The organism is Gracilibacillus thailandensis, assembly GCF_010994055.1.
Classification (GTDB): domain Bacteria; phylum Bacillota; class Bacilli; order Bacillales; family Amphibacillaceae; genus Gracilibacillus; species Gracilibacillus lacisalsi.
This window is the reverse complement of record NZ_WJID01000042.1, coordinates 1-20,389: the sequence shown is the minus strand read 5'-3', so window position 1 is coordinate 20,389 and position 20,389 is coordinate 1. Positions and strand designations below refer to the sequence as shown.

Here is a 20,389-nt window from a genome sequence, read left to right as displayed (position 1 = left end):
TCATTTTCGCATAACCACCCTTCAATCTCATTTCCTAGCGAGAGACTAGGAGCTATCTCTCTTACCAAACCAATATCTCACAAGGAATTTATCAAGAACTCGGTTGCTTCATTAAGATTATTCCGTTTGCAACAGCTCCAATTAATCAAGTAAAAACAAAGATGTATGCTACAACTAAGGGTGTTGACTCAAGTGACTCGGTCAGTAGTCTAAATAAACCTGCAGCCAAAATAATCAAACTACTTACAAGGGTGATAATGACTCTGATTTTACCTTTCACATTTAAATCCTCCTAATTATTTCCTATTAAAATGTTAACATATAATTTAACATAAGTTAACAATCACTTCAGTAGACATACACTAGTATTCTATTTTTGAAAATGGAACCCTTTTTTTATATCATGAAAGTAATAAAAATAAGAGAGGGGATTACATATGCAGCTAACTGTTTATTTAGCAGGACAGATTCATGATGATTGGAGAAAAGAGGTAGAGCAAAAATCCAAAGAAAAAGGACTTCCTTTAACTTTTGTAGGTCCTCAAACAAATCATGATCGTTCAGACAATGTTGGCGAGGATATTCTAGGTGAACAACCTGATAAGCTTTATAAAGACGATGCAGCATCAGATATAAACAATTTTCGAACACAAGTCTTAATGAAAAAATCTGATATCGTGATTGCGCTTTTCGGGGATAAATATAAACAATGGAATACCGCAATGGACGCAAGTACTGCGATTGCAATGAACATACCTACCATTATTGTCAGACCAGATTCACTTATACATCCATTAAAAGAGCTTTCCAACAAAGCGAATGTAACCGTTGAAACTATTGATCAAGCTATTGAGGTCATCTCCTATATTTACGAATGAAACTGTATTTCTCTTCCTTGGATAATTAATTATTTCCAGGGAAGAAATAGAAATATCCAGGGAAGACAGATGGATATCCTCAGAAGAGATCCTCTGGTCCCTGGATAAAAAGTTCATTTACTTTGTAGCTGTACTCCCTCCACGCCTCTCGATAAGATTTACACCAATCCCCATGGCTATTATCCCAATAAGGAGCATGATTAATAGCGGCATTAAAATCTCATTGAAGTTGGCATCATAGAAAATAACTGACATCGTTGCATCCATTGCGTGTGCCATTGGAAATAAATCTCCGATAAACAGCAACACTTTGTTTGTGATTGTACCCGGCATCATATACGCTCCACTAATTAATGGAATAAGCGGGATGATGGATGGATAGATAGCGTAAAATTGCTCTGGTGATTTTACAAGGCCAGTTAACAACATCGCAATACTGATCATGCTGAAGGTAAAGAGTGCAGAAATGATGATTAGTGTCCACAAGTTATCACCCAACTCATAATTCATCACATACTTAAAGACAATCAGAACTACGACAATTTGAAACATCGTCACCAAAAAGCTGTACAAAATATAGCCGATATACATACTCGATTTATTGATCGGTGACAAAATCATCCGATTCCATACACCTGAAACTTTATCATTCGTGACATTATTGACTTTAAATCCTGCAAGAAACATAGAAATCAGAAAGGTGAAAGCAAACATAAGCTGAATACTCATGTTATAACTTGGCACCTCTTCACTATCCAATCCTTGTGCTTCGATTTGTACAGGCGCATCTGCTAAATAATTTTCGATCTCACTTCTGATGTTCTCATCTCCTGTAGCATCAATCAGTGAGCTAATTTGTGCTTCCTGTTGAAATACTTTATCCACATGTTGCCTTACCATCGAAACTGTCGGAAGCTCAGAAATAACTAACAATCGATAGTCCATCTCCATTAATTGAACCGCCACATCGATATTACCATCACGAACTTCCTCACGTGCTTGATCAGGATCTGTGACAACAAACTCGAAGGAATTATCTACATTTAAGCGATCTTCCCATTTTTTTTCGATCTCCTCCGCATTATCTTCCTCACTGAAAATAACCACCTTGGTAGGCGTTTGGATCCCCCCCGAAAAAAAGAGGGTCGCAAGGATACTTCCCATAATCAATGCAAGAACTAAAATTGGATTTCGTTTATCTTTAGAAAATTGTGCCCACAAAACAGACTTCATTTTGCTCCCCCCCTTTTAGGATACATCGCCAATCCAACTAACGTACATAATACAAAAAAGCCAACTAGCATTAAACTAGGCATTATTAAAGACGATACTTGTTGGTATTGAAGCCACTCCATCATCATTGACAGAGTTAAGCCATTTGGTGTCCATTCGCTAACCCTTTGCATCCAATCCGGAAATACATAAATGGGCACGAAGTTACCTCCAAGGACTGCTAATACCATTGCTATCACATTAAACACACCGTTGGCAGCATCTATATTGTGCATTTGTAAAGCAATAGAAGTGAATACCGCCGCTAAACCTGCAACCGCTAAAGCAAACAGTAAAGTAATCACAGCAACTCCTAGCCAAAAGTCGAGGGAACGACCAGGAAATACATCTAATATCAAATGCGCTAAACCAAAGACGATACTGATTTGCAACCATGCTAAAATAAATGTTGATACCATTTTCCCGATCAAAAATAACATAGGATGACTATTCGTTACTAAAATTCGATCAAAAACTTGTTGTCTGATTTCTTCACCAGTTTTAGCCGCTACCGTAATGGAAAGGAATAATGCAAACAGGATTCCCATTGCAAGCGTGAAATACTGGGACATTGTAAACGTTTCTCCTTCACCTAACTGCTCCACACCGCCTTGTGGTTGTACTACTTCCACTTCATTACTACCAGCGATCTGCTGCATGGCAAATTGATAATTCAAATTATCAATAAAACCGTTAATGATGTCATACATTGTCCCGTTGTTAGCCGTTTCTTCTTCCATTTTATAAGCAAGTGAAACTGCCGGCGGTTCTCCGGTGAAAGCCGCATATAAACTTTCAACTGTAAAGTCATTCGGGATTACTAACATTCCATCGATTTCACCTTGTTCGACTTGATCTATCGCTTCAGCTTCATCTAAATCGTGTATGGTAACCCAATTTTGTAAATCTTCACTCTCAAGAAAATTGGCTAAAGCTTCTACCGGATCTGCATAGCTAGCTTGTTCTGCAATTGCAGTAGCTTCCATTTCGTCAAAAGATCCCTCTTCAATCAACTTTTCCTGTAATGATTCCGTTACATTCTCCTGATTATCTTGATTAACTAATGCCAAGTGTATATCGAGCATGGCTTCCTCATCACTGTCAAACAATCCATCAAAGGCAAGATTAAGGACAAAAATGATCACAATCGGAAGCAAAAGCGCGACTACTAGTTCTTTACGATCACGTAAAAATAAAAATAAATCCTTTTTGATAAAACTTCCCACGATTACACCTCCTTAATCTCTCAATGTCCTACCAGTTAGATGAAGGAAAACATCTTCCAGACTAGGTGACTCTGTTTGAAAATTGAGCAATTGAATTTGATGACTGTCAGCTAAATAGACAAGCTCGCTGATCAAATTACTTCCTTTCTTTGCTATGACCTTAAGCTGCGAACTAGCTGCTTCCACCTTACGAACACCTTCCAGCTTTTTTATCTTTTCCACAAAAATTTCATCGATCATGCTTAATTCCAGCTTGATCGTATCTTCAGACGATAAAATACTGAGTAGCTCCGCTTTACTGCCTGCCGCAATCACCTCGCCATGATCCATAATGTAAACTCGATCGCAAAGCTGTTCAACTTCCTCCATATAATGACTCGTATATAAAATCGTTGTACCGTCTGTTTCATTTAATGATCGTACCGTTTCTAAAATATGATTTCTTGATTGTGGATCAATGCCGACTGTCGGCTCATCAAGAATTAATATTTGCGGTTTATGCAACAATGCAGCAGCAATGTTGACTCTTCGCTTCATCCCTCCGGAAAAAGTTTTCACTAAATCCTTTTGACGATCCTTCAACCCGACAATTTCCAGTGCATATTGAATCCTGTTCTCTAATTCCTTGCCTTTCAATTTATAAATCGAGCCAAAAAATTTTAGATTTTCATAAGCAGAAAGCTCTTGATAGAGAGCTAATTCCTGAGGCACCACCCCTAATACTCTTCTTATATCTGCTGGTTTGTTTACGGTATTGACTCCATTCAGCTTTATTTCACCGGAAGTCGGCTTGATCAAAGTCGATATCATGGAAATCGTTGTAGATTTACCGGCACCGTTCGGACCTAACAAACCAACTGATTCCCCTCTATCAAGATATAAATTAACGTCCTGTACCGCCTTTTTTCCCTTAAATAACTTACTAACATTTATCGTTTCAAGCATGTATTTTCCTCCTTTTTTCCCTTTCTTACTATCTATCGTAAATGAAAAAGACCAAAGTCACTACTGACCCTGGTCATTAACTCTTCTTGCATATATTACTTTAGTCATTTTTTCTGCAATCATACTAGACGGTGGCGAATAGCATATATTGCTAATTGAGTCCGATCTCGTAATGCTAGTTTGTCTAATATTTGACTGGTTTGATTTTTTACTGTACCTACTGAAAGCCCCAATCGTTCTGCAATCTCTCTATTATTCAGCCCTTCTCCAATACATTTCAGGATCGCTCTTTCTCTCGGTGTTAACGTTGGATCAATTGACTCTTGTTTTTCGGTTTTCAGTAACTCCGGGACCACTTTTGCCGCCACCTGATCTTGGAGGGAAAGTCCTCCTTTTATTGCACTCTTAATTGAGCGTATCAGTGATTCGGTATCTCCATCCTTCAACATATAACCGCTAACCCCCACTTTTAACGCATCCATAATATATTGATTATCATCAAACGTTGTCAGCATTAATATTTTCAAATGAGGGAAACGGGAGCGTAATACTTTTGCCGCTTCTATTCCATCCATCTCAGGCATGCGAATATCTAACACCGCAACATCAAATAACTGTTTTTCACACAACGCTACAGCTTGTCTACCATTATCCGCTTCTCCTGTTACTTCGATTTCTTCATCCGTTTCGATCATTGCCTTTAACCCTTGTCGTACCATCACCTGATCCTCTGCTAACAAAACCTTTATCATTCTATCCTCTCCATTTTCGTTAATCGAATACTGCCGCTTACTACAAACTGCCGCTCATCATGATGTATATCTAAGGAACCGCCCACTTTTTCCAAACGTTCTCGCATCGCTTTTAATCCATACCCCTCTTCAAAAAAAGGACTCGTTTTTGCAGGATTCATCACTTCAAAGCGAAAAATACTTCCCCCCGGTGTTTCAAAAGAGATGTGAGCCTCTCTTGTAGAACTATGCTTCATAATATTGGTTAGTGCCTCTTGTACAGCACGGTAAATCGCAAATGACTGTTCACCTGTCAATGATGCGGCAAATGCTCCGTGCTTTACCGAAAAATTGATTTTCATAAATCTTTCCACTTCTAACTTGCGAATTAATCGGATGAGACCTTGTAAACCACCTACTTCAGTTTGTTTAAAAGATTTGACAGCTCGCCTTGTTTCTTCCAAACTTTGTTCGGCAAGTTCTTTCAATTTTTCGACCTTTTCTTGATCTTTTTCACTCGCAGTTATACGAAAGGCTTCTAATTGCATTAACAAAGCAGTTAGTTTATGACCAACAGAGTCATGAATTTCATGCCCTATCAGCATCCGTTCATCCTGCCTGGCATGCTCTTCCTCCGTAACCAGTTGCCTTTTCATCCTTCTATATTCATCTAATAAGGCATCGTTCTTTTCCCTGACCTCTATTTCCCGTCTTTTTACAAGCTGAAAGTACAATAATCCGATCATAGTTAATAGGGTAAACAATACGACCCATGCTAATTGGTTCGTGGAGAGGCTAGTTTGCAGCAGGACTAAGCATAACCCAACAAATTGAACCAGCATTACAATCATACTTTGTAACAATGATAATCTAAAAACTGCTTCTGCAAGTACCAACGCTTGTACAAGTAACAAATATGGATTGAATTCCTGATTTACAGGGTAAAAAATATGCAACAGTGTCAGTGTCTGTGTGCTGAATAATATCGTTTGTAAAAGCGATTTGTCTGCAAATAGTGGGAAAAGGAACAAGATAATCAAAAACAAACAGAAACTGGACAACTGTTGTAAAGATAAAGTCAAACCCGATCCCCAAAAAGCTAATGGCCATACAAGGCAATGAATAGCGATCCACATAAAATATGTTTTATTCATATTGAAATACTCCTTCGAACATAACGATCACCCTTTGCGCCCTCATTATACTATGATTGATTATACACCGCATCCGCTATTTAAAGGTTTTTACTGTTTTATTACCGTTGTTCCTGCTAATAAATCTGCTAAATGACGATGATCCTGACGTACAAGGACCATGATAATATAAAGAAATGCTAAAAAAATCGAGATACTGATATAAAACATGGCTAGCCAATTGAAATCATGATACATTCCATGAATAACTCCCATATGGCCTAGCTGCCACGGTAGAAATTTCGCAATATTGCGTACCGTACTTCTTATTTTGGGATAATCAGGATAACTTACTTTTATCTTTTTGATTCTTTTGCCAAAAGTGGAAGCACGAGAACCGCCTTCAAGAATCGAAAGTAGAATGATGACTGGAAGTACAGAGGTTAACGTTGCAATAAGTTGTGTTTGCCAATTTGAAAATGCAGGAATTCCATTAAAAGCGACCAGGTAGACTAATTGCATGATGCCGAAGAGTAAGATGAGATATGCACTGATACATAACCAGTCAATCAATAGTGCAATGATCCTTTGTTTCCTTGTAGCAACAGTTTGCATATAAATCCTCCTTAATAATGTGTGGAGTCTGTTGTTAATGAAATATTTGAAGCTATCACACGGACATACAATGCTTAATCCATTATACTATTAATATGAGTACTATAGGGGGTTTTTTCACAATAAGAAAATCTGAGCAAAACCACTCTTTCCTTATAACTAAAAGCTAAAGATTTATCCTTTCTCTAGCATCCATTATGAGATACTTAAACAGCCTGACCACCGCTCCGGCTGCCCACTTTCCTTTCCGTGGGGTTTGTCCTTCAGCTAACTTTTTCAAGCAAAACCCGCTTGAAAAAGTGGATCTTCAGGTCAAACAATTCCCACAGGAGTGAAAGTGAGCGGCCTTCGCTAAGTATTGCTCTACAACGCTAGCATGAAGTAATACGGTTGCTTTTATTATGGCAAATAGCAATTGTTCACTTTGTCCATTGTAAAAAGTCAACCTATTACTTCTGACAAGAGTTGTTGCAACTCCTCATAGCGGAGACTAATTACAGAGACTCCTGCGGGAATAATAGCACGAGCCGAAAATCCACTTTGCAAAGTTAGTTGAGGTCGTGCCCGTGGAAAGCGAAGTAATTAGTCAGAGCGTTGGCAAGTAAACATAAAACATTTCAAAATAACTACTTCGCTTAACACAGTCATTGCACTGATTTTATAACTTCTTAACTTATAAAAAGAAAGCTTGCAACACCCTGTTTAGGCGTGCTTGCAAGCTTTCTACTATTAATTCATAAATATTTCAATAGCGCGTTGATAATTTTGTTTCATCGCTTTTTTGGCAACCGCAGTTATATCATGATAAAAAATATGTTCCTTGTGATTAACATAATGCTTTACTGCTTCTGCGCCTGCTTTAGCTGCATAGCTATAATAATTGATTTTCCTTACCCCTGCATTGATCACTTGAGTATAGTCATCTTCTTTAAGGCCGGAACCACCATGCATGACAACTGGTTTACCTGTTCCTTTATAGATTTGTTGCAAACGGTGAAAGTCAAGCTTAGGCTCCTCTAAATAAATGCCATGTACAGTGCCAAACGCAGCAGCTAGTGCATCAATATCTGTTTCTGCTACAAATACTTTGGCAGTTTCCGGGTCGGTATAAATACCATCGCCTTTGTCGGAATCGTCATAGCTTTCACCGCCACCTATTGTCGAATCTGTCATCACTCCCAGTTCTGCCTCGACCGAAACATTTCGTTTCCTTGCATATTCTACCACTTTCTTTACTTCTCTTACATTTGCTTCAAAAGGTAAATGGGATGCATCAATCATGACAGAGGTGAAACCAATATCAATCGCTTGTTTGATTAAATCGAATTGAGAGCCATGATCCAGATGAACCGTAATCGGTACACTTGCTTTTTTGGCTAATTCTACTAAAATAGGTCCAATAAACTCTAGCGGCATTAACTCATTATGAACCTCGGCATGCGCCAAAATAATCGGAGCTTTTAACTCCTCCGCTGCCTCCAGCGCTGCTCGGGCAGCTTCCAAAGTAGGAACATTAAAAGCACCAACTGCATAATTCCCTTTCTCCGCCATTTCCAGATTTTCTTTTAATGTAACTAACATGATTTATCCCCCTTATAGAAGAAAAGCATCTTCACGTTTCTTCCAGTTATCATACATCTCTTTTAATGTTTGTATATCTTTCACACCGGAAGCACTATCTTCTTCTAACAAGGAGGAAGCAGCACTAGCGGTAGCGATTTTCATTGACTCATATAATGAATAACCTTTCTCCGCACCATAGAGAATCCCAGCTGCATACGCGTCACCTGCTCCAACCGTTCCTTTTATGCTATCTTTATTAATCGATAAAGATGGTAAACGATAAAATTCCTCCCCGTTATACCCAAAGCTAGCTTCAGGTGCGTGGATGACTACCCAATCTTGTACACCCATGCTTTTCATCTTAGTTAATGCTTTTTTTATATTGTTCACTAGTAATCTATCATTCTGTCCACGCAATGTTATTGCGGTACTTTTCCCAGCTTCATATTCATTCACAATGCAGTAGTTCGTATATTTTAATGCAGGTGGTACTAGCTTTTCATATCTATCTTTATTTTCACTTACGATATCAATGGAAGTTTGCATCCCTTCTTTTTGGGCGAGATATAATAGTTTAGCAAGCTTTGTCCCGTATTGCTCATCCTCTTGATCTAAAGCATCTAACAACAGGACATAAGCAACATGTAAAATTTTCGCATGGATATTTGATAATGGAAAAGCATCTTCATTAAAAGAAGTAGAGTTTCCTTTAAATGTGTAAAAGGTTCTTGTTTTATCGAATTCATCAAAGATAACATCGGTAAATGGGGTTTCTCCCGTAAACTGAACCTTACTCAAATCGATATTGTTATATTTTGAAAAACCTTCATACAAATATTGCCCTCTCTCGTCTTCTCCAAAATAAGCAATGATTTCAATCGGAAGAGTTGGATCTATATGAGCCAAAGATAATGAACAGTTGGAAACAGCTCCCCCCATTGACCGTTTCCTTTGCTCAATCGTCGTTAATTCTGATTTAGCTGGGTATCCATTTACTGTTTTAATTTCATCAACCATTACCGTACCAGCAATTGCAACTCCCTTGCGCAAAAATACTCCCCCCTTTCGGTATGAACAAACTTACAATTGATTCCGCTTCTTAATAACATCAGCGTATACCGCGATAAGGATCACCGTACCTTTTACGATATATTGCCAAAAGGAGCTAACTCCCATTAAATTGAGCCCGTTGCTTAGAACACCGATGATAAGCGCACCGATTACTGTTCCACCAATCTTACCTGAGCCACCTGTCATACTTGTTCCACCCAATACAACAGCGGCAATCGCATCTAACTCCGCCATGTCACCTGCTGTCGGCTGGCCAGAGAACATTCTCGAAGATAAAACGATCCCCGCAACACCTGCCATCAGACCGCTAAAAGTATAAGCGAGGATCTTGATCTTCTTAATGTTTATGCCGGCATATTTAGCTGCTTCCGGATTACCACCAACCGCATACATATATCTTCCTAGTTTCGTTTTATTCATTATGATATAAGCAATGATAAGAATAATGATTAAATAAAGGACAGGAGCTGGCAGAAATCCGCCAATATAACCAGAACCAATGTTATTGAAGGAATCTGACATCACTCTTACCGGTTTTCCGTCACTAAAAACATAAGCTGCTCCCCTGGCGATGTTCATTGTCGCTAAGGTGACAATAAAAGGAGGGATTATCGTAGTGGCGACTACATAGCCGTTAAATGCACCGAAAAGCATGCCGACTAATAATCCTGCTGCAACTGCCGCCCAGACAGGGAAACCTAACATTGCAATTAATAGCGTTGTTACAACGCCCGTTACCGCAATAATAGAGCCTACCGATAAATCGATCCCACCTAAAATAATGACCATCGTCATCGCTATCGCTAAATACATGTTGGTAGAGGTTTGTCTTAATACATTCATGAGATTGTTAGAAGACAAAAAATCAGGATTCATGATCGAAATAAATGTACATAAAACAATTAATCCAATTAAAATCCCCATATTATCTCTAACAAAACCCGTAACAGCATGGCTGATTTTAAACCAGATCGATTCTTTACCATTTTCATAGGTTAATGGAGTCATCTTTCTCCACCTCCTGTAGCGTAATACATAATTTGCTCTTGTTTGATTTCGTTTCCTTCTAAAATATTTCCGACTTTTCCTTTATACATCACCACTACTCGATCACTCATGTTAATAACTTCTGGTAATTCCGATGAAATCATAATGATCGAAACACCTTCTTCAACTAGCTTTTGCATGATAGAGTAGATTTCAAACTTAGCGCCAACATCTACCCCTCTTGTTGGTTCATCTAAAATTAATACATTAGGTTTCGTTGCAAGCCATCTAGATATTAATACCTTCTGCTGATTTCCACCACTTAAATTCCTTACCGTCTGCTTCGCATGGGGTGTCTTGATATTTAATTCATTAATATAGTGATCTACCTGCTGCTTTTCGACTTTATCGTTTACACGCAAGCCTTTTATAAATTGATCAAGGATTTTTATCGACATATTATAATCCACTGCTTTAGACAGGAATAATCCCTGATCCTTTCTGCTTTCCGGTACATATGCTAATCCTTGATTCATCGCATCATTAGGCTGTTCAATTTTTACATGCTTGCCACTCAGCAGAATTTCCCCGCTATCATAGTCATCAATACCAAATATACATCTCATTAACTCTGACCTTCCTGCCCCTACTAAACCTGAAAAACCTAAAATTTCACCTTTCTTCAAATCAAAACTAATATCTTCGATGACACCTTGCTTGGATAGATGATGCACCTCCAATACTGTTTCGCTAGTCTTCCAACCTTTTTCTCGATAATAGATATTACTTAAGCTTCTCCCTACCATCATCGCTACTAATTGATCATGAGTTGTTTCCTTCGTCTTAACGGTTCCAACATATTCACCATCTCTCATGACAGTAATGCGATCGGTAATCTCAAATAACTCTTCCATTCGGTGGGAAATATAGATGATGCCTACCTGTTGCTTTTTTAAACTGCGAATAGTCTGGAATAATGCCTTTACTTCTTTATCGGTTAAGGAGGATGTTGGTTCATCCATAACAATAATTTTCGCTTCGAATGATACCGCTTTAATAATCTCAATCATTTGTTGTTGCGCTACCGTCAATTCTGTAATGGTCGTTCTTGGATTCAAATCCAGACCAAATTCTGCTAAATATTTTTTCGAATCCTCTATCATTTTCTCCATATCAATAAAACCACTTTTAGTTAACGGTTCTCTTCCTAAATAAATATTCTCTGCTATCGACAAATAAGGAACGAGCACAATTTCTTGATGAATAATACTGATTCCATTTACTTGAGCATCGGTAACCTTCTCTATTGTCACTTTCTTTCCATCAACAAAAATTTCACCATCATCCGGCTGGTAGATTCCACCTAAAACTTTAATCAATGTTGATTTCCCAGCACCATTCTCTCCTAACAAAGCATGCACTTCACCAGCCTCCAGCTGTAATCCAACTTCTTTTAATGCATTGACTCCTGGAAATGACTTGGTGATTCGCTTCATACTTAATAGCTCTGCACTCATATCATCACCTCTTTTCTAGACCTTGTTAAGAAAAAACGAGCAAAATTCGCTCAACCCTTATCACTAACTGTTAAAATTTTCGCTTCCTCTAGTAGCCATTATGGAATTAAATAAACTACTTAACTACCGCTTCTGCTGCCCACTTCCCTTTCCGTGAGGTTTGCACTTCAGCTAACTTTTAAGAGCAAAAACCGCTCGTAAAAGTGGATCTTCAGGCCAAACGATTCCAACAGGAGTGGAAGTGAGCGACCTTCGCTTTATACCTATACTGCAACATTTGTAAAACCTAGCAACTTGGTTTATGTTCCCAGTGGAAATGCCAATAGCTATAACATGAGAAATCACTAATAATGGTTAAAACCAATTTCATGAAGTCGCCTAGTGTCTGACACTTGGGGATAGACAACAACCCAATAGTTTGGTAGAACCCAGATTGATTTATTGCCAGCTGTCCAACCCATATTCCTCCACATTCTCTTCGTTAATTAAAAACGTATCTACCGGTGTTCTCTCTTCGTAATCTTCACTATTTAAGATTTGATAGGCTACATCAACAGACATTTCTCCGATTGAAATCGGCGATTGAGCACCTGTACCTACAAATGGACCACCTTCTGCGATAGCAGCTTTTGCATCTGGTGAACCGTCTACACCGTAGATCGCAATATCCTGTATGTTATTGGACTTTGCAGCTGCTAAGGCACCTAGTGCAGTTGGATCATTCCCACCCATTATCGCAATGATGTCAGGGTGTGCCTGCAGAATATCTTCCGTAATATCAAGCGCAGTTTCTAAATCACCTTTGGCATCATGTTGAGCAACAACTTCAAAATTATGTCCTTCAATTGCTTCCATAAAGCCTTCAATACGATCATTAATCGAGTTCATGGTCGGACTGTCTAAAACCGCTATTTCTCCACCCTCTGGGAACCTTTCTACTAAATCTTCACCTGCTACTTTTCCTGCATTCTTATTGTCAGATCCTACATAGGCTGTCACATATTCAAAATCCTTCACTTCGGTATCATAATTAATAATCGGGATATCTGCTTCTTCTAACATAACCAACGCAGGTCTGATCCCTTCCCAGTCAACCGGATTTAGAAAAATGGCATCAATATCTTGGGCAATCATGTCCTCAATCTGGTTAATTTGTAACTCAACCTCCATCGCTGGATTGGTTGTAATTAACTCATCACCGTTTGCTTCCACTTTTTCTCTAATGGCTTCTTCTAAAACTTGAAAGAAAGGATTGTTTTGGGTCATCGAAGTATAGCCAAAAGTATAGCCATCCGTATTCTCTTCGCCAGCGTCATTTCCCGAATCATTCTCTCCATCACTTTCTGTGTCCCCATTACAAGCAGCTAACAACAAAACGAATGAGACCGATAAAAACAACAATAATAAACCTTTCTTTTTCATAGCTTGACCACTCCCTTATCCATTTTTTTAATGAATCACATCATGTGATTATTAACGTTATCCATCCTATAATAAGAAGGTGTTGCATATGACAAGTTCTACTCCTGCTTGCTCTATGTCTTTTTTCTGATCGTCTGGTGGCATTTTCTCTGTAAAAATACGATGAATATCATGCAAATTACCGATTTTGTGAAGATAATTTTTTTCGAATTTAGAACTATCTATGAGAAGATTGACTTCATTCGATTGTTTCATCACTTTTTGTTTAATTTGAACTTCTAAGCTGTTCGAGTTTGTAAATCCCTTCTCTACTGAAAAGCCTGAAGCAGATAAAAAAGCCTTATCAAAATATAAATGATCTAAGTGAGATTGGGTAATTGGCCCAACTAAAGACCTCGTAGATTCTCGGTAGATACCGCCTAACAAAATCTTTTCTTTGTTCGCATCATGAATGTTTGAAACAATATTCACTCCATTTGTGACAAGTGAAATCGCCAAACTACTTGATAAATAACGAGAAAAATGCGAAGTTGTTGTGCCTGCATCAATAAATATAGAATCACCATTTTGAACATATTGTGCTGCAACATAGCCAATCGATTGTTTTTCTTTCACATGTAATACATTACGGCGATTAAAGGTAATATCCGTGTTAGCAGATAAGATAGCGCCTCCAAATGTGCGTTTTGCTAAGCCACAATCTTCTAATTTCTCTAAATCTCTTCTAATTGTCATTTCTGCTACGTTGAATTTTTGAGATAATTCATTTACTTTAACAGCATCTTCTGTTTTTAATAAGTTATAAATCTTGTATTGCCTTCGATTCAAGGATTTTTCCATTTTTTATTCCCCACTTTGTTCGTTATTGTTTAAATCGAACATTTGTAAAACATTATGTATGAGGAAGAAAAAATATACTTGAAGGGTAAAAAAATCACTCCCTGTTTTGGATTGGCAATGTAGTGAGAGCAATTAATTCTTTACACTTTTTTTATACTTTTCTAGTTAAATTATTTATACCTCCCACTTATTATAAGAATCATCAACATGGAAAGGGTGATGACATATGTCAGAAACAATTCTTAAAGCTACGAATGTGTCAAAAATATATGGCAAAAACAAAGCACTTGATAAAGTATCGATTGAAATTAAACGAGGGATGATTTACGGATTAATCGGAGAGAACGGCGCAGGAAAATCGACATTCATGCGCATGGTTATGGGATTGATCAAAATCGATGAAGGTGACATTGAACTATTTGGAGAAACAGGGAAGAAAGAGGTGCAACGCGCTCGAAGAAAAATGGGACAATCAATTGAAACTCCAGCACTTTATCCAGAATTAACGGCTCGAGAAAATCTGAAAGTCCAAGCAGCAAATGGTGGTGTAAGTGAACGAGAGATTGATCATTTACTCCACTTAATGAATCTAAGTAATACAGGTAGAAAGAAAGCCAAAAACTTCTCTTTAGGCATGCGTCAACGTTTAGCAATAGCTTCCACACTTATTACTAATCCTGAGTTCTTAATCTTAGACGAGCCGACAAATGGACTAGATCCATCGGGGATTGTAGAAATGCGTGAAATTATTCAGCGATTAGTGGTAGAACGAGGTATTACGGTCTTACTGTCCAGTCACTTGCTTGATGAACTTTCACAAGTCGCAACTCATTATGGTATTTTGCATGATGGAAAACTTATTAACGAACTTTCGAAGGAAGAGTTAGCCCATGAAACTCGTCAGTACATTGAACTGGAAACAACGGAGGTACAAAAAGCAGTCGTTGTATTAGATGAATTAGAGATAAATGATTATGAAGTTGTAAATAGTACAAGTATTAACATCTATGAACGTATAGATGATGTTGCTAACATCAACCGTTCCCTAGTCTTAGCTGATGTGAACGTATCACGGATTGGTACAACAAGACAAAAACTCGAGGAATACTTTTTACAATTAACAGGGGAAATTCGCATGCTTAATCTTTTAACTGCTGAAAGAATTAAATTATTTCGAAGTAAAAAACTATGGATTGTTCTAGCTATTTTCACTATTCTACCTGTCCTGCAAGCCGTGAATAGCAAGATATCAGTAGATTATGGAAAGGAACTTGTCCAAGTTGTCGATACAGTTATCAATGGAGCAACAGGGGTTCTAATGATAGAGAAAAACGGATTAACTGTTTTACTTGTTATTAGTGCTTTTATCTGTTTTTTTATTGGAGAAGAATTTCAAAATGGAACGATACGAAATGCCTTGTCTTTAGGGCGTAGTCGCACCCATTATTATCTATCAAAATTTGTGATGGCAGCACTCCTCTCACTGATTGGGACGATTGTAATGACCGTGGTTGGCATCATAAGTTTTACCGTAATATTTGAGTTTGGTGAAGTAGCTGAAATTAATCATTACTTTATCTACGCTATCAAATCCTTTAGCACGCTTTATTTATTAATTTTGGCGAATGTCTCCATTTATGTGACGATTAGTTTTCTAACCAAAAATAGTGGTATCGCACTTATTTGGAGTTTCCTATATACCATTGCGACAGGGTTTCTTCCGGATATTTTTCAACAAACTACACATTTTAAGCATGTGACATACTGGTTTTCTGAAGTATTTTTGTTCTATTCTGATTTTGCCAACCCAGCAGATATTGCGAAATTTCCTGAGATGGTATTGGTCAGTCTGATAACCATTGTGGTATCATCAACAATAGGAATCTTTCTTTTTAAACGAACGGACATAAAGTAGGTCGATAAGTATGGCTACAATATTAATTATGGAAGACGATAGTGCCATTCATTCACTGATGAAAGACGCACTAGATTTACATGGTTTTACAACATTAAGTGCGTATTCAGGTACGGAAGGGAAGTTACTTTTTTCGCAAAATCAAGTGGATCTAGTTCTTTTAGATTTGATGCTTCCAGGGATGAATGGCGAAGAATTTCTTCAAGAGATACGGCAGAACTCCACTATCCCCGTTATTGTAGTTTCAGCAAAGAATGATCAACAGTCAAAATTGAAACTACTGACAAATGGGGCAGATGATTACATTATTAAGCCATTTGATGTGAAGGAATTACTTGCACGAATTGACATTCAATTACGCCATGCATCAAAAGCTTCGATAGGTAATAGGAAAGAGATTCATTATCAAAATATCAGTGTCAATTTGGATACGCGTGAAGTGAAAGTGAATGACCAAATCATTCACCTTACTGGGCGTGAATATGCTATTCTTTTACTTTTTCTAGATCATCCACAGAAAGTATTCAGCCGTGCCAATATTTATGAAAGTGTATGGAATGAAGCTTTTTTTGGTAATGATAAAACAATTAATATGCATATCAGTAATTTACGAAATAAATTAAATGTAAAAGATACTAATTACATCAAAACAATATGGGGCATAGGCTTCAAATTTGATTAAGGAAAGGGGCGTGAATGAAATGTGGGGATGGATATTTGTCTTCCTAGCATTGGCGCTCCTTGTTTATCTTTATTTTCTAAAACGGGAATTAAGAAAACTGAAAGAAGAGGTTAAAGAAATGCCAACTCGTGCTAGTTTTGGCAGTAGGCTCTCACTTGCTTTTCGTGATAAAGCCTTGATGGAATTGATCGATGAATGGAACCAAATAATTGATGCTTTCGAGGAGAAAAATCTCCAAGCAAAGAAAATAGAAGAGAATGTGAAATTATCGATCGTAGGTCTTTCACATGATTTACGCACACCTCTTACTTCAATTAAAGGATATGTTCAACTTTTGGATGCAACCACAGACCAAGCCGAGAGAGCACGCTATTTATCGATTATCGAAAGCTCTGTTAAACGATTGATTGAAATGACTGACCATTTTTATGATTTAGCACGGATTGAAACAAATCAAAAAGAAATCAGCCTAACTTCCGTTTCTTTACCCAGTTTAGTCGAAGAAATCTTCTTGTCTTATTATGAACAATTGGAAGAAAAGAACATTGAACTGCATTTTCCTGAACAAATAATGGACCGACAAATTATTGCCGATCCATTAATGCTTACGCGCGTTATTCAAAATATCGTACAAAACATCATTCGTTATGCCAAAAGTAAAGCGGTTATCCATTATAGAAACGAAGATGACTATATCGTCTTTATTGTAAAAAATGATATCAAACCAGATAGCAAAGTTGCCGTGGAAAAAGTATTTATGCGCTTCTATACAGAAATTACTAGCAGAACGAATACAGAAGCAAGTGGGATTGGTCTGTATCTGTCTAAAAAGCTGGTGGAAAAAATGGAAGGAAAAATGGATGCAGAGATTAATAATGATTGGTTTATTCTTCAAATCCATCTTCCCATTAATAGAATGTAGAGTTAATTATTCGGCGAATGTGTTCAATATTTAGCATGGAAAGGAATTAATTGAATGTACTGGGATATGATAATAAAATTTGACTAAAACAACCAGTGGGCAAAAAACCTATCTAATTTGTGATTTTTCACCATCTATAGGCACCTTCACAAGTATTAGCCTCAGGTTCATAATAACAATGTTGTTTGTATTGCCCTGTAAATGGTTGACCATACCATGAAGAAGGACATTCACCATATGGGTTAAAATACCAAAGCGCATACTTAGAAGGATGCTCTCTCCAATAGTCTAATGTTTTTTTAGCTAAACGCTTTTCTACACTTCTTGCTCTATGATAAAAAACGTTTCCTTTTTGTACTGCTTCAAATGAATAATTTCCACCTTGTACTTGATAAATGACATTCGGTATGGTCCTTAAACCTTCAAAATCTAAACAGTTAGCTTTTAGCCGATTTACAATTACATTACCAACCATAAGCATCCCTAGTTTTCCTTCACCTTCTGCTTCTGCTCTCATCATCCTTGCCATTAAAGCTACGTCACTGTCTGTATATTTTACTCGTGTCATTTTCATCACCTCTAAGAGAATTGTATGAGAAAATCCGGTAAAAATGTAGACTTTAATAATAAGTTAAGAATTTTAACTAATCATCGCACAGAAAAATATATGCTGGTAAATTGTGAAATAGTAACTCAATCTGGTATCAGAGCATTACTAAAGCATGATCTATAAGGAAATATCCTTTAGTAATACCAATTTGTTATTCTTCTTTATTTCTCAAAATAGAATAAGCTCCACTAAACATAGCAAATAACAGCCCCGTAATAGGAAACACAATCCAATTAATATACCACAGCTCATAAATGAAACCACTTATCAAGAACACGATCACGGCTAATGGCCAAATTATCGAAGCTATGGCACCAATGACACGATCTTCATCTTTTTCTTTGTTTCGTTGTGCATCCCTTTTCAAAAGTTTGTCATATGCACCATACATATTACCAAAATATACAAATAAGTATACTGCAACTGCGACAAGTACTAACATAATAAACACACCAAAGTTAGCCATATTTTCATTAAAAGCAATCATGCTAAGAAGAACAGCTGGAGATAATATAATTAGAACAACACCAACAATCATAATAATGGTAAACGTTGGCTGGTAAGCGTCATTCATTGTTTTGATTTTACTTTTTAAATCGATTGGTAAATCAAAATTCCCTTTCACACTAATATATTTATACTTATCTAATTGCATTCCTGCATAGATAAATAAGCCAACCGCCGTAGCTACACATAATAATAGTAAAATTACTCCTATATACATTCCTACTTCCTCCGTCAAGCCATTCATATATCCATTTTCAATTAAACCTAGAAAAAGCACAAACATGGCTGAACCGAAAATACACAAAACCGCTCCTATTCCAATCCATTGCCCCGATTTTTTACTTACTTGAAAATAATTATCCACCTCTTGCTCCGTTAGTAATGGTTTTGTCACTCCACCTTCTTCTTGTGAAATGTCGAACTCTTCGATGATTTCGTCAATATTACCGAATTCAGAAATAACAATCCCTATTGCTTCATTATCCGTTTTACCAGCTTGCTTTAATTCATGATACTTTTCTTCCATATTAGCCAGAAGTTCATCCCTTAACTGCCTCATTTCCGTAGATTTCGGTAATGAAGCAAACATATTATCGACGTAATTAATAATGGTATCCATTATAGATAATCCTCCCTAATAAATTGATTAATTACTTCCTTTGTTAACTCCCATTCTCTACACTTGTCTTGATAATAAAGCAATCCTGATTCGGTAATTCTATAATACGTTCGCTTTTTTCCAAAGGTTTGCTCTCTATGAAAAGATTCAATATAACCCTTTTTCAGAAGACGATTAAATGCTGAATAAAGGGTGGTTTCCTTGATGACATACTTATCATTGGATAACTCTTTGATTCTTTTCGAAATTTCATATCCATAGGACTCTTTTTCTAACAATAAATAAAGAATAATCGTATCATTGTAGCCCCGAATTACATCACTACTAATCAAAAAGTTGATCCCCCTTCCCACATTCCAATTTACTTCGCCTGTCGTAGTAATTTCAGTTTATCACAATTACTACGACAGGTTAAGTAAAATTTTTATTCGTATAGGCTTGACCAGATCCGAAGTTACCCTTACCTAAATGAGAACTACATCGAACCGTTAAGAAAAGCGCAGAGCGTCCGCTTAAAAACGTAGCGACTGGAAGCTAATCAACTAAGATAAAGGAATCACTGAGAAAAGCGAACCGATGATGACTTATCGTAGGGCGATCCATGAAGTCGCCTAGTTTTAGGTGCTCGGAGCTAGACTGCGAAGTAGCTTAGTTGCAAAGTTAGCAGGACTTCTCTTCCAGGGATATCTCTTTCTGTTCCGAGGATACCTCTTTCCCTTCCTTGGATATCCTTTGCTGTTCCGGGGATATCCCCTTCTCTTCCCTGGATATAGTCGTTTATCCTCGGAAGAGAAGATCTTTTCCCTGGAAGAGAAGCCTTTTTCCCCGGAACAGACCGGCGCTTCCGTGGATATCTCTTTTCCATATCTTCGTTACTTCGCAGTTTATGTATTTTGTGCTTGACTATTAAGAAAAACCGGGAAAGCCCACCCGA

Annotated in this window: 20 protein-coding genes; 4 read left to right on the top strand and 16 right to left on the bottom strand. The window is 37.4% G+C overall.

Going from position 1 to position 20,389, the window contains the following annotated elements:
- Window positions 1-437 precede the first annotated feature (437 nt).
- Window positions 438-878, top strand: a complete 441-nt coding sequence (locus tag GH715_RS13010; RefSeq protein WP_153835725.1) for a YtoQ family protein — start codon at window positions 438-440, stop codon at window positions 876-878.
- Between the two features lie 117 nt (window positions 879-995).
- On the opposite strand, the gene GH715_RS13005 is transcribed toward GH715_RS13010, so the two are convergent.
- The 12 genes from GH715_RS13005 to GH715_RS12950 all read right to left on the bottom strand — a co-directional run bounded on the left by GH715_RS13005 (window position 996) and on the right by GH715_RS12950 (window position 14,200).
- Window positions 996-2,111, bottom strand: a complete 1,116-nt coding sequence (locus GH715_RS13005; RefSeq protein WP_153835724.1) for an ABC transporter permease — start codon at window positions 2,109-2,111, stop codon at window positions 996-998.
- Window positions 2,108-3,376, bottom strand: coding sequence for an ABC transporter permease (locus GH715_RS13000; RefSeq protein ID WP_163578646.1), 1,269 nt, complete (start codon window positions 3,374-3,376; stop codon window positions 2,108-2,110). Before GH715_RS13000 ends, GH715_RS13005 begins: the two co-directional genes overlap by 4 nt.
- 12 nt (window positions 3,377-3,388) lie before the next feature.
- Window positions 3,389-4,321 carry an ABC transporter ATP-binding protein gene (locus tag GH715_RS12995; protein ID WP_153835723.1) on the bottom strand — a complete coding sequence of 311 codons (933 nt, stop codon included), beginning with the start codon at window positions 4,319-4,321 and terminating at the stop codon, window positions 3,389-3,391.
- A gap of 119 nt (window positions 4,322-4,440) precedes the next feature.
- Window positions 4,441-5,073: a response regulator transcription factor gene (locus tag GH715_RS12990; protein WP_153835722.1), complete on the bottom strand. Its 633-nt coding sequence runs from the start codon at window positions 5,071-5,073 to the stop codon at window positions 4,441-4,443.
- On the bottom strand, window positions 5,070-6,206 hold the full coding sequence (locus GH715_RS12985; RefSeq protein ID WP_153835721.1) for a sensor histidine kinase: 1,137 nt from the start codon (window positions 6,204-6,206) through the stop codon (window positions 5,070-5,072). Before GH715_RS12985 ends, GH715_RS12990 begins: the two co-directional genes overlap by 4 nt.
- A 90-nt stretch (window positions 6,207-6,296) precedes the next feature.
- Window positions 6,297-6,800: an RDD family protein gene (locus GH715_RS12980; RefSeq protein ID WP_153835720.1), complete on the bottom strand. Its 504-nt coding sequence runs from the start codon at window positions 6,798-6,800 to the stop codon at window positions 6,297-6,299.
- Between the two features lie 729 nt (window positions 6,801-7,529).
- Complete coding sequence (locus GH715_RS12975) at window positions 7,530-8,381, bottom strand: class II fructose-bisphosphate aldolase (RefSeq protein WP_153835719.1); 852 nt, start codon at window positions 8,379-8,381, stop codon at window positions 7,530-7,532.
- Window positions 8,382-8,393: 12 nt separating this feature from the next.
- Entirely contained in the window at window positions 8,394-9,413 is a 1,020-nt protein-coding gene (locus tag GH715_RS12970; RefSeq protein ID WP_153835718.1) for a carbohydrate kinase family protein, read from the bottom strand.
- Window positions 9,414-9,443: 30 nt separating this feature from the next.
- Complete coding sequence (locus GH715_RS12965) at window positions 9,444-10,442, bottom strand: ABC transporter permease (protein ID WP_205601858.1); 999 nt, start codon at window positions 10,440-10,442, stop codon at window positions 9,444-9,446.
- A complete protein-coding gene (locus GH715_RS12960; protein WP_153835717.1) occupies window positions 10,439-11,938 on the bottom strand; it encodes a sugar ABC transporter ATP-binding protein in 1,500 nt (499 codons plus the stop codon). Before GH715_RS12960 ends, GH715_RS12965 begins: the two co-directional genes overlap by 4 nt.
- A gap of 438 nt (window positions 11,939-12,376) precedes the next feature.
- Window positions 12,377-13,360: a sugar ABC transporter substrate-binding protein gene (locus GH715_RS12955; protein WP_153835716.1), complete on the bottom strand. Its 984-nt coding sequence runs from the start codon at window positions 13,358-13,360 to the stop codon at window positions 12,377-12,379.
- A gap of 66 nt (window positions 13,361-13,426) precedes the next feature.
- Window positions 13,427-14,200, bottom strand: coding sequence for a DeoR/GlpR family DNA-binding transcription regulator (locus tag GH715_RS12950; RefSeq protein ID WP_153835715.1), 774 nt, complete (start codon window positions 14,198-14,200; stop codon window positions 13,427-13,429).
- A gap of 226 nt (window positions 14,201-14,426) precedes the next feature.
- Here GH715_RS12950 and GH715_RS21580 point away from each other — a divergent pair, with 226 nt between their 5' ends.
- Genes GH715_RS21580 through GH715_RS12935 form a run of 3 tightly spaced genes read left to right on the top strand, consistent with a single transcriptional unit; the run spans window position 14,427 to window position 17,719 of the window.
- Window positions 14,427-16,115: an ATP-binding cassette domain-containing protein gene (locus GH715_RS21580; RefSeq protein ID WP_153835714.1), complete on the top strand. Its 1,689-nt coding sequence runs from the start codon at window positions 14,427-14,429 to the stop codon at window positions 16,113-16,115.
- Between the two features lie 10 nt (window positions 16,116-16,125).
- The gene (locus GH715_RS12940; RefSeq protein ID WP_153835713.1) at window positions 16,126-16,797 is read left to right on the top strand and encodes a response regulator transcription factor; all 672 of its coding nucleotides are present in this window, start codon (window positions 16,126-16,128) and stop codon (window positions 16,795-16,797) included.
- A 19-nt stretch (window positions 16,798-16,816) separates the two neighbouring features.
- On the top strand, window positions 16,817-17,719 hold the full coding sequence (locus GH715_RS12935; protein WP_153835712.1) for a sensor histidine kinase: 903 nt from the start codon (window positions 16,817-16,819) through the stop codon (window positions 17,717-17,719).
- A gap of 127 nt (window positions 17,720-17,846) precedes the next feature.
- Here GH715_RS12935 and GH715_RS12930 read toward each other — a convergent pair whose 3' ends face one another.
- The 4 genes from GH715_RS12930 to GH715_RS12915 form a co-directional block, all read right to left on the bottom strand.
- A complete protein-coding gene (locus GH715_RS12930; RefSeq protein WP_153835711.1) occupies window positions 17,847-18,287 on the bottom strand; it encodes a cell wall hydrolase in 441 nt (146 codons plus the stop codon).
- Between the two features lie 193 nt (window positions 18,288-18,480).
- A complete protein-coding gene (locus GH715_RS12925; RefSeq protein WP_153835710.1) occupies window positions 18,481-19,455 on the bottom strand; it encodes a permease prefix domain 1-containing protein in 975 nt (324 codons plus the stop codon).
- Complete coding sequence (locus GH715_RS12920) at window positions 19,455-19,787, bottom strand: PadR family transcriptional regulator (RefSeq protein WP_153835709.1); 333 nt, start codon at window positions 19,785-19,787, stop codon at window positions 19,455-19,457. Before GH715_RS12920 ends, GH715_RS12925 begins: the two co-directional genes overlap by 1 nt.
- A gap of 299 nt (window positions 19,788-20,086) precedes the next feature.
- A partial coding sequence (locus tag GH715_RS12915; protein ID WP_205601857.1) for a hypothetical protein occupies window positions 20,087-20,389 on the bottom strand: 303 nt, incomplete at its 5' end.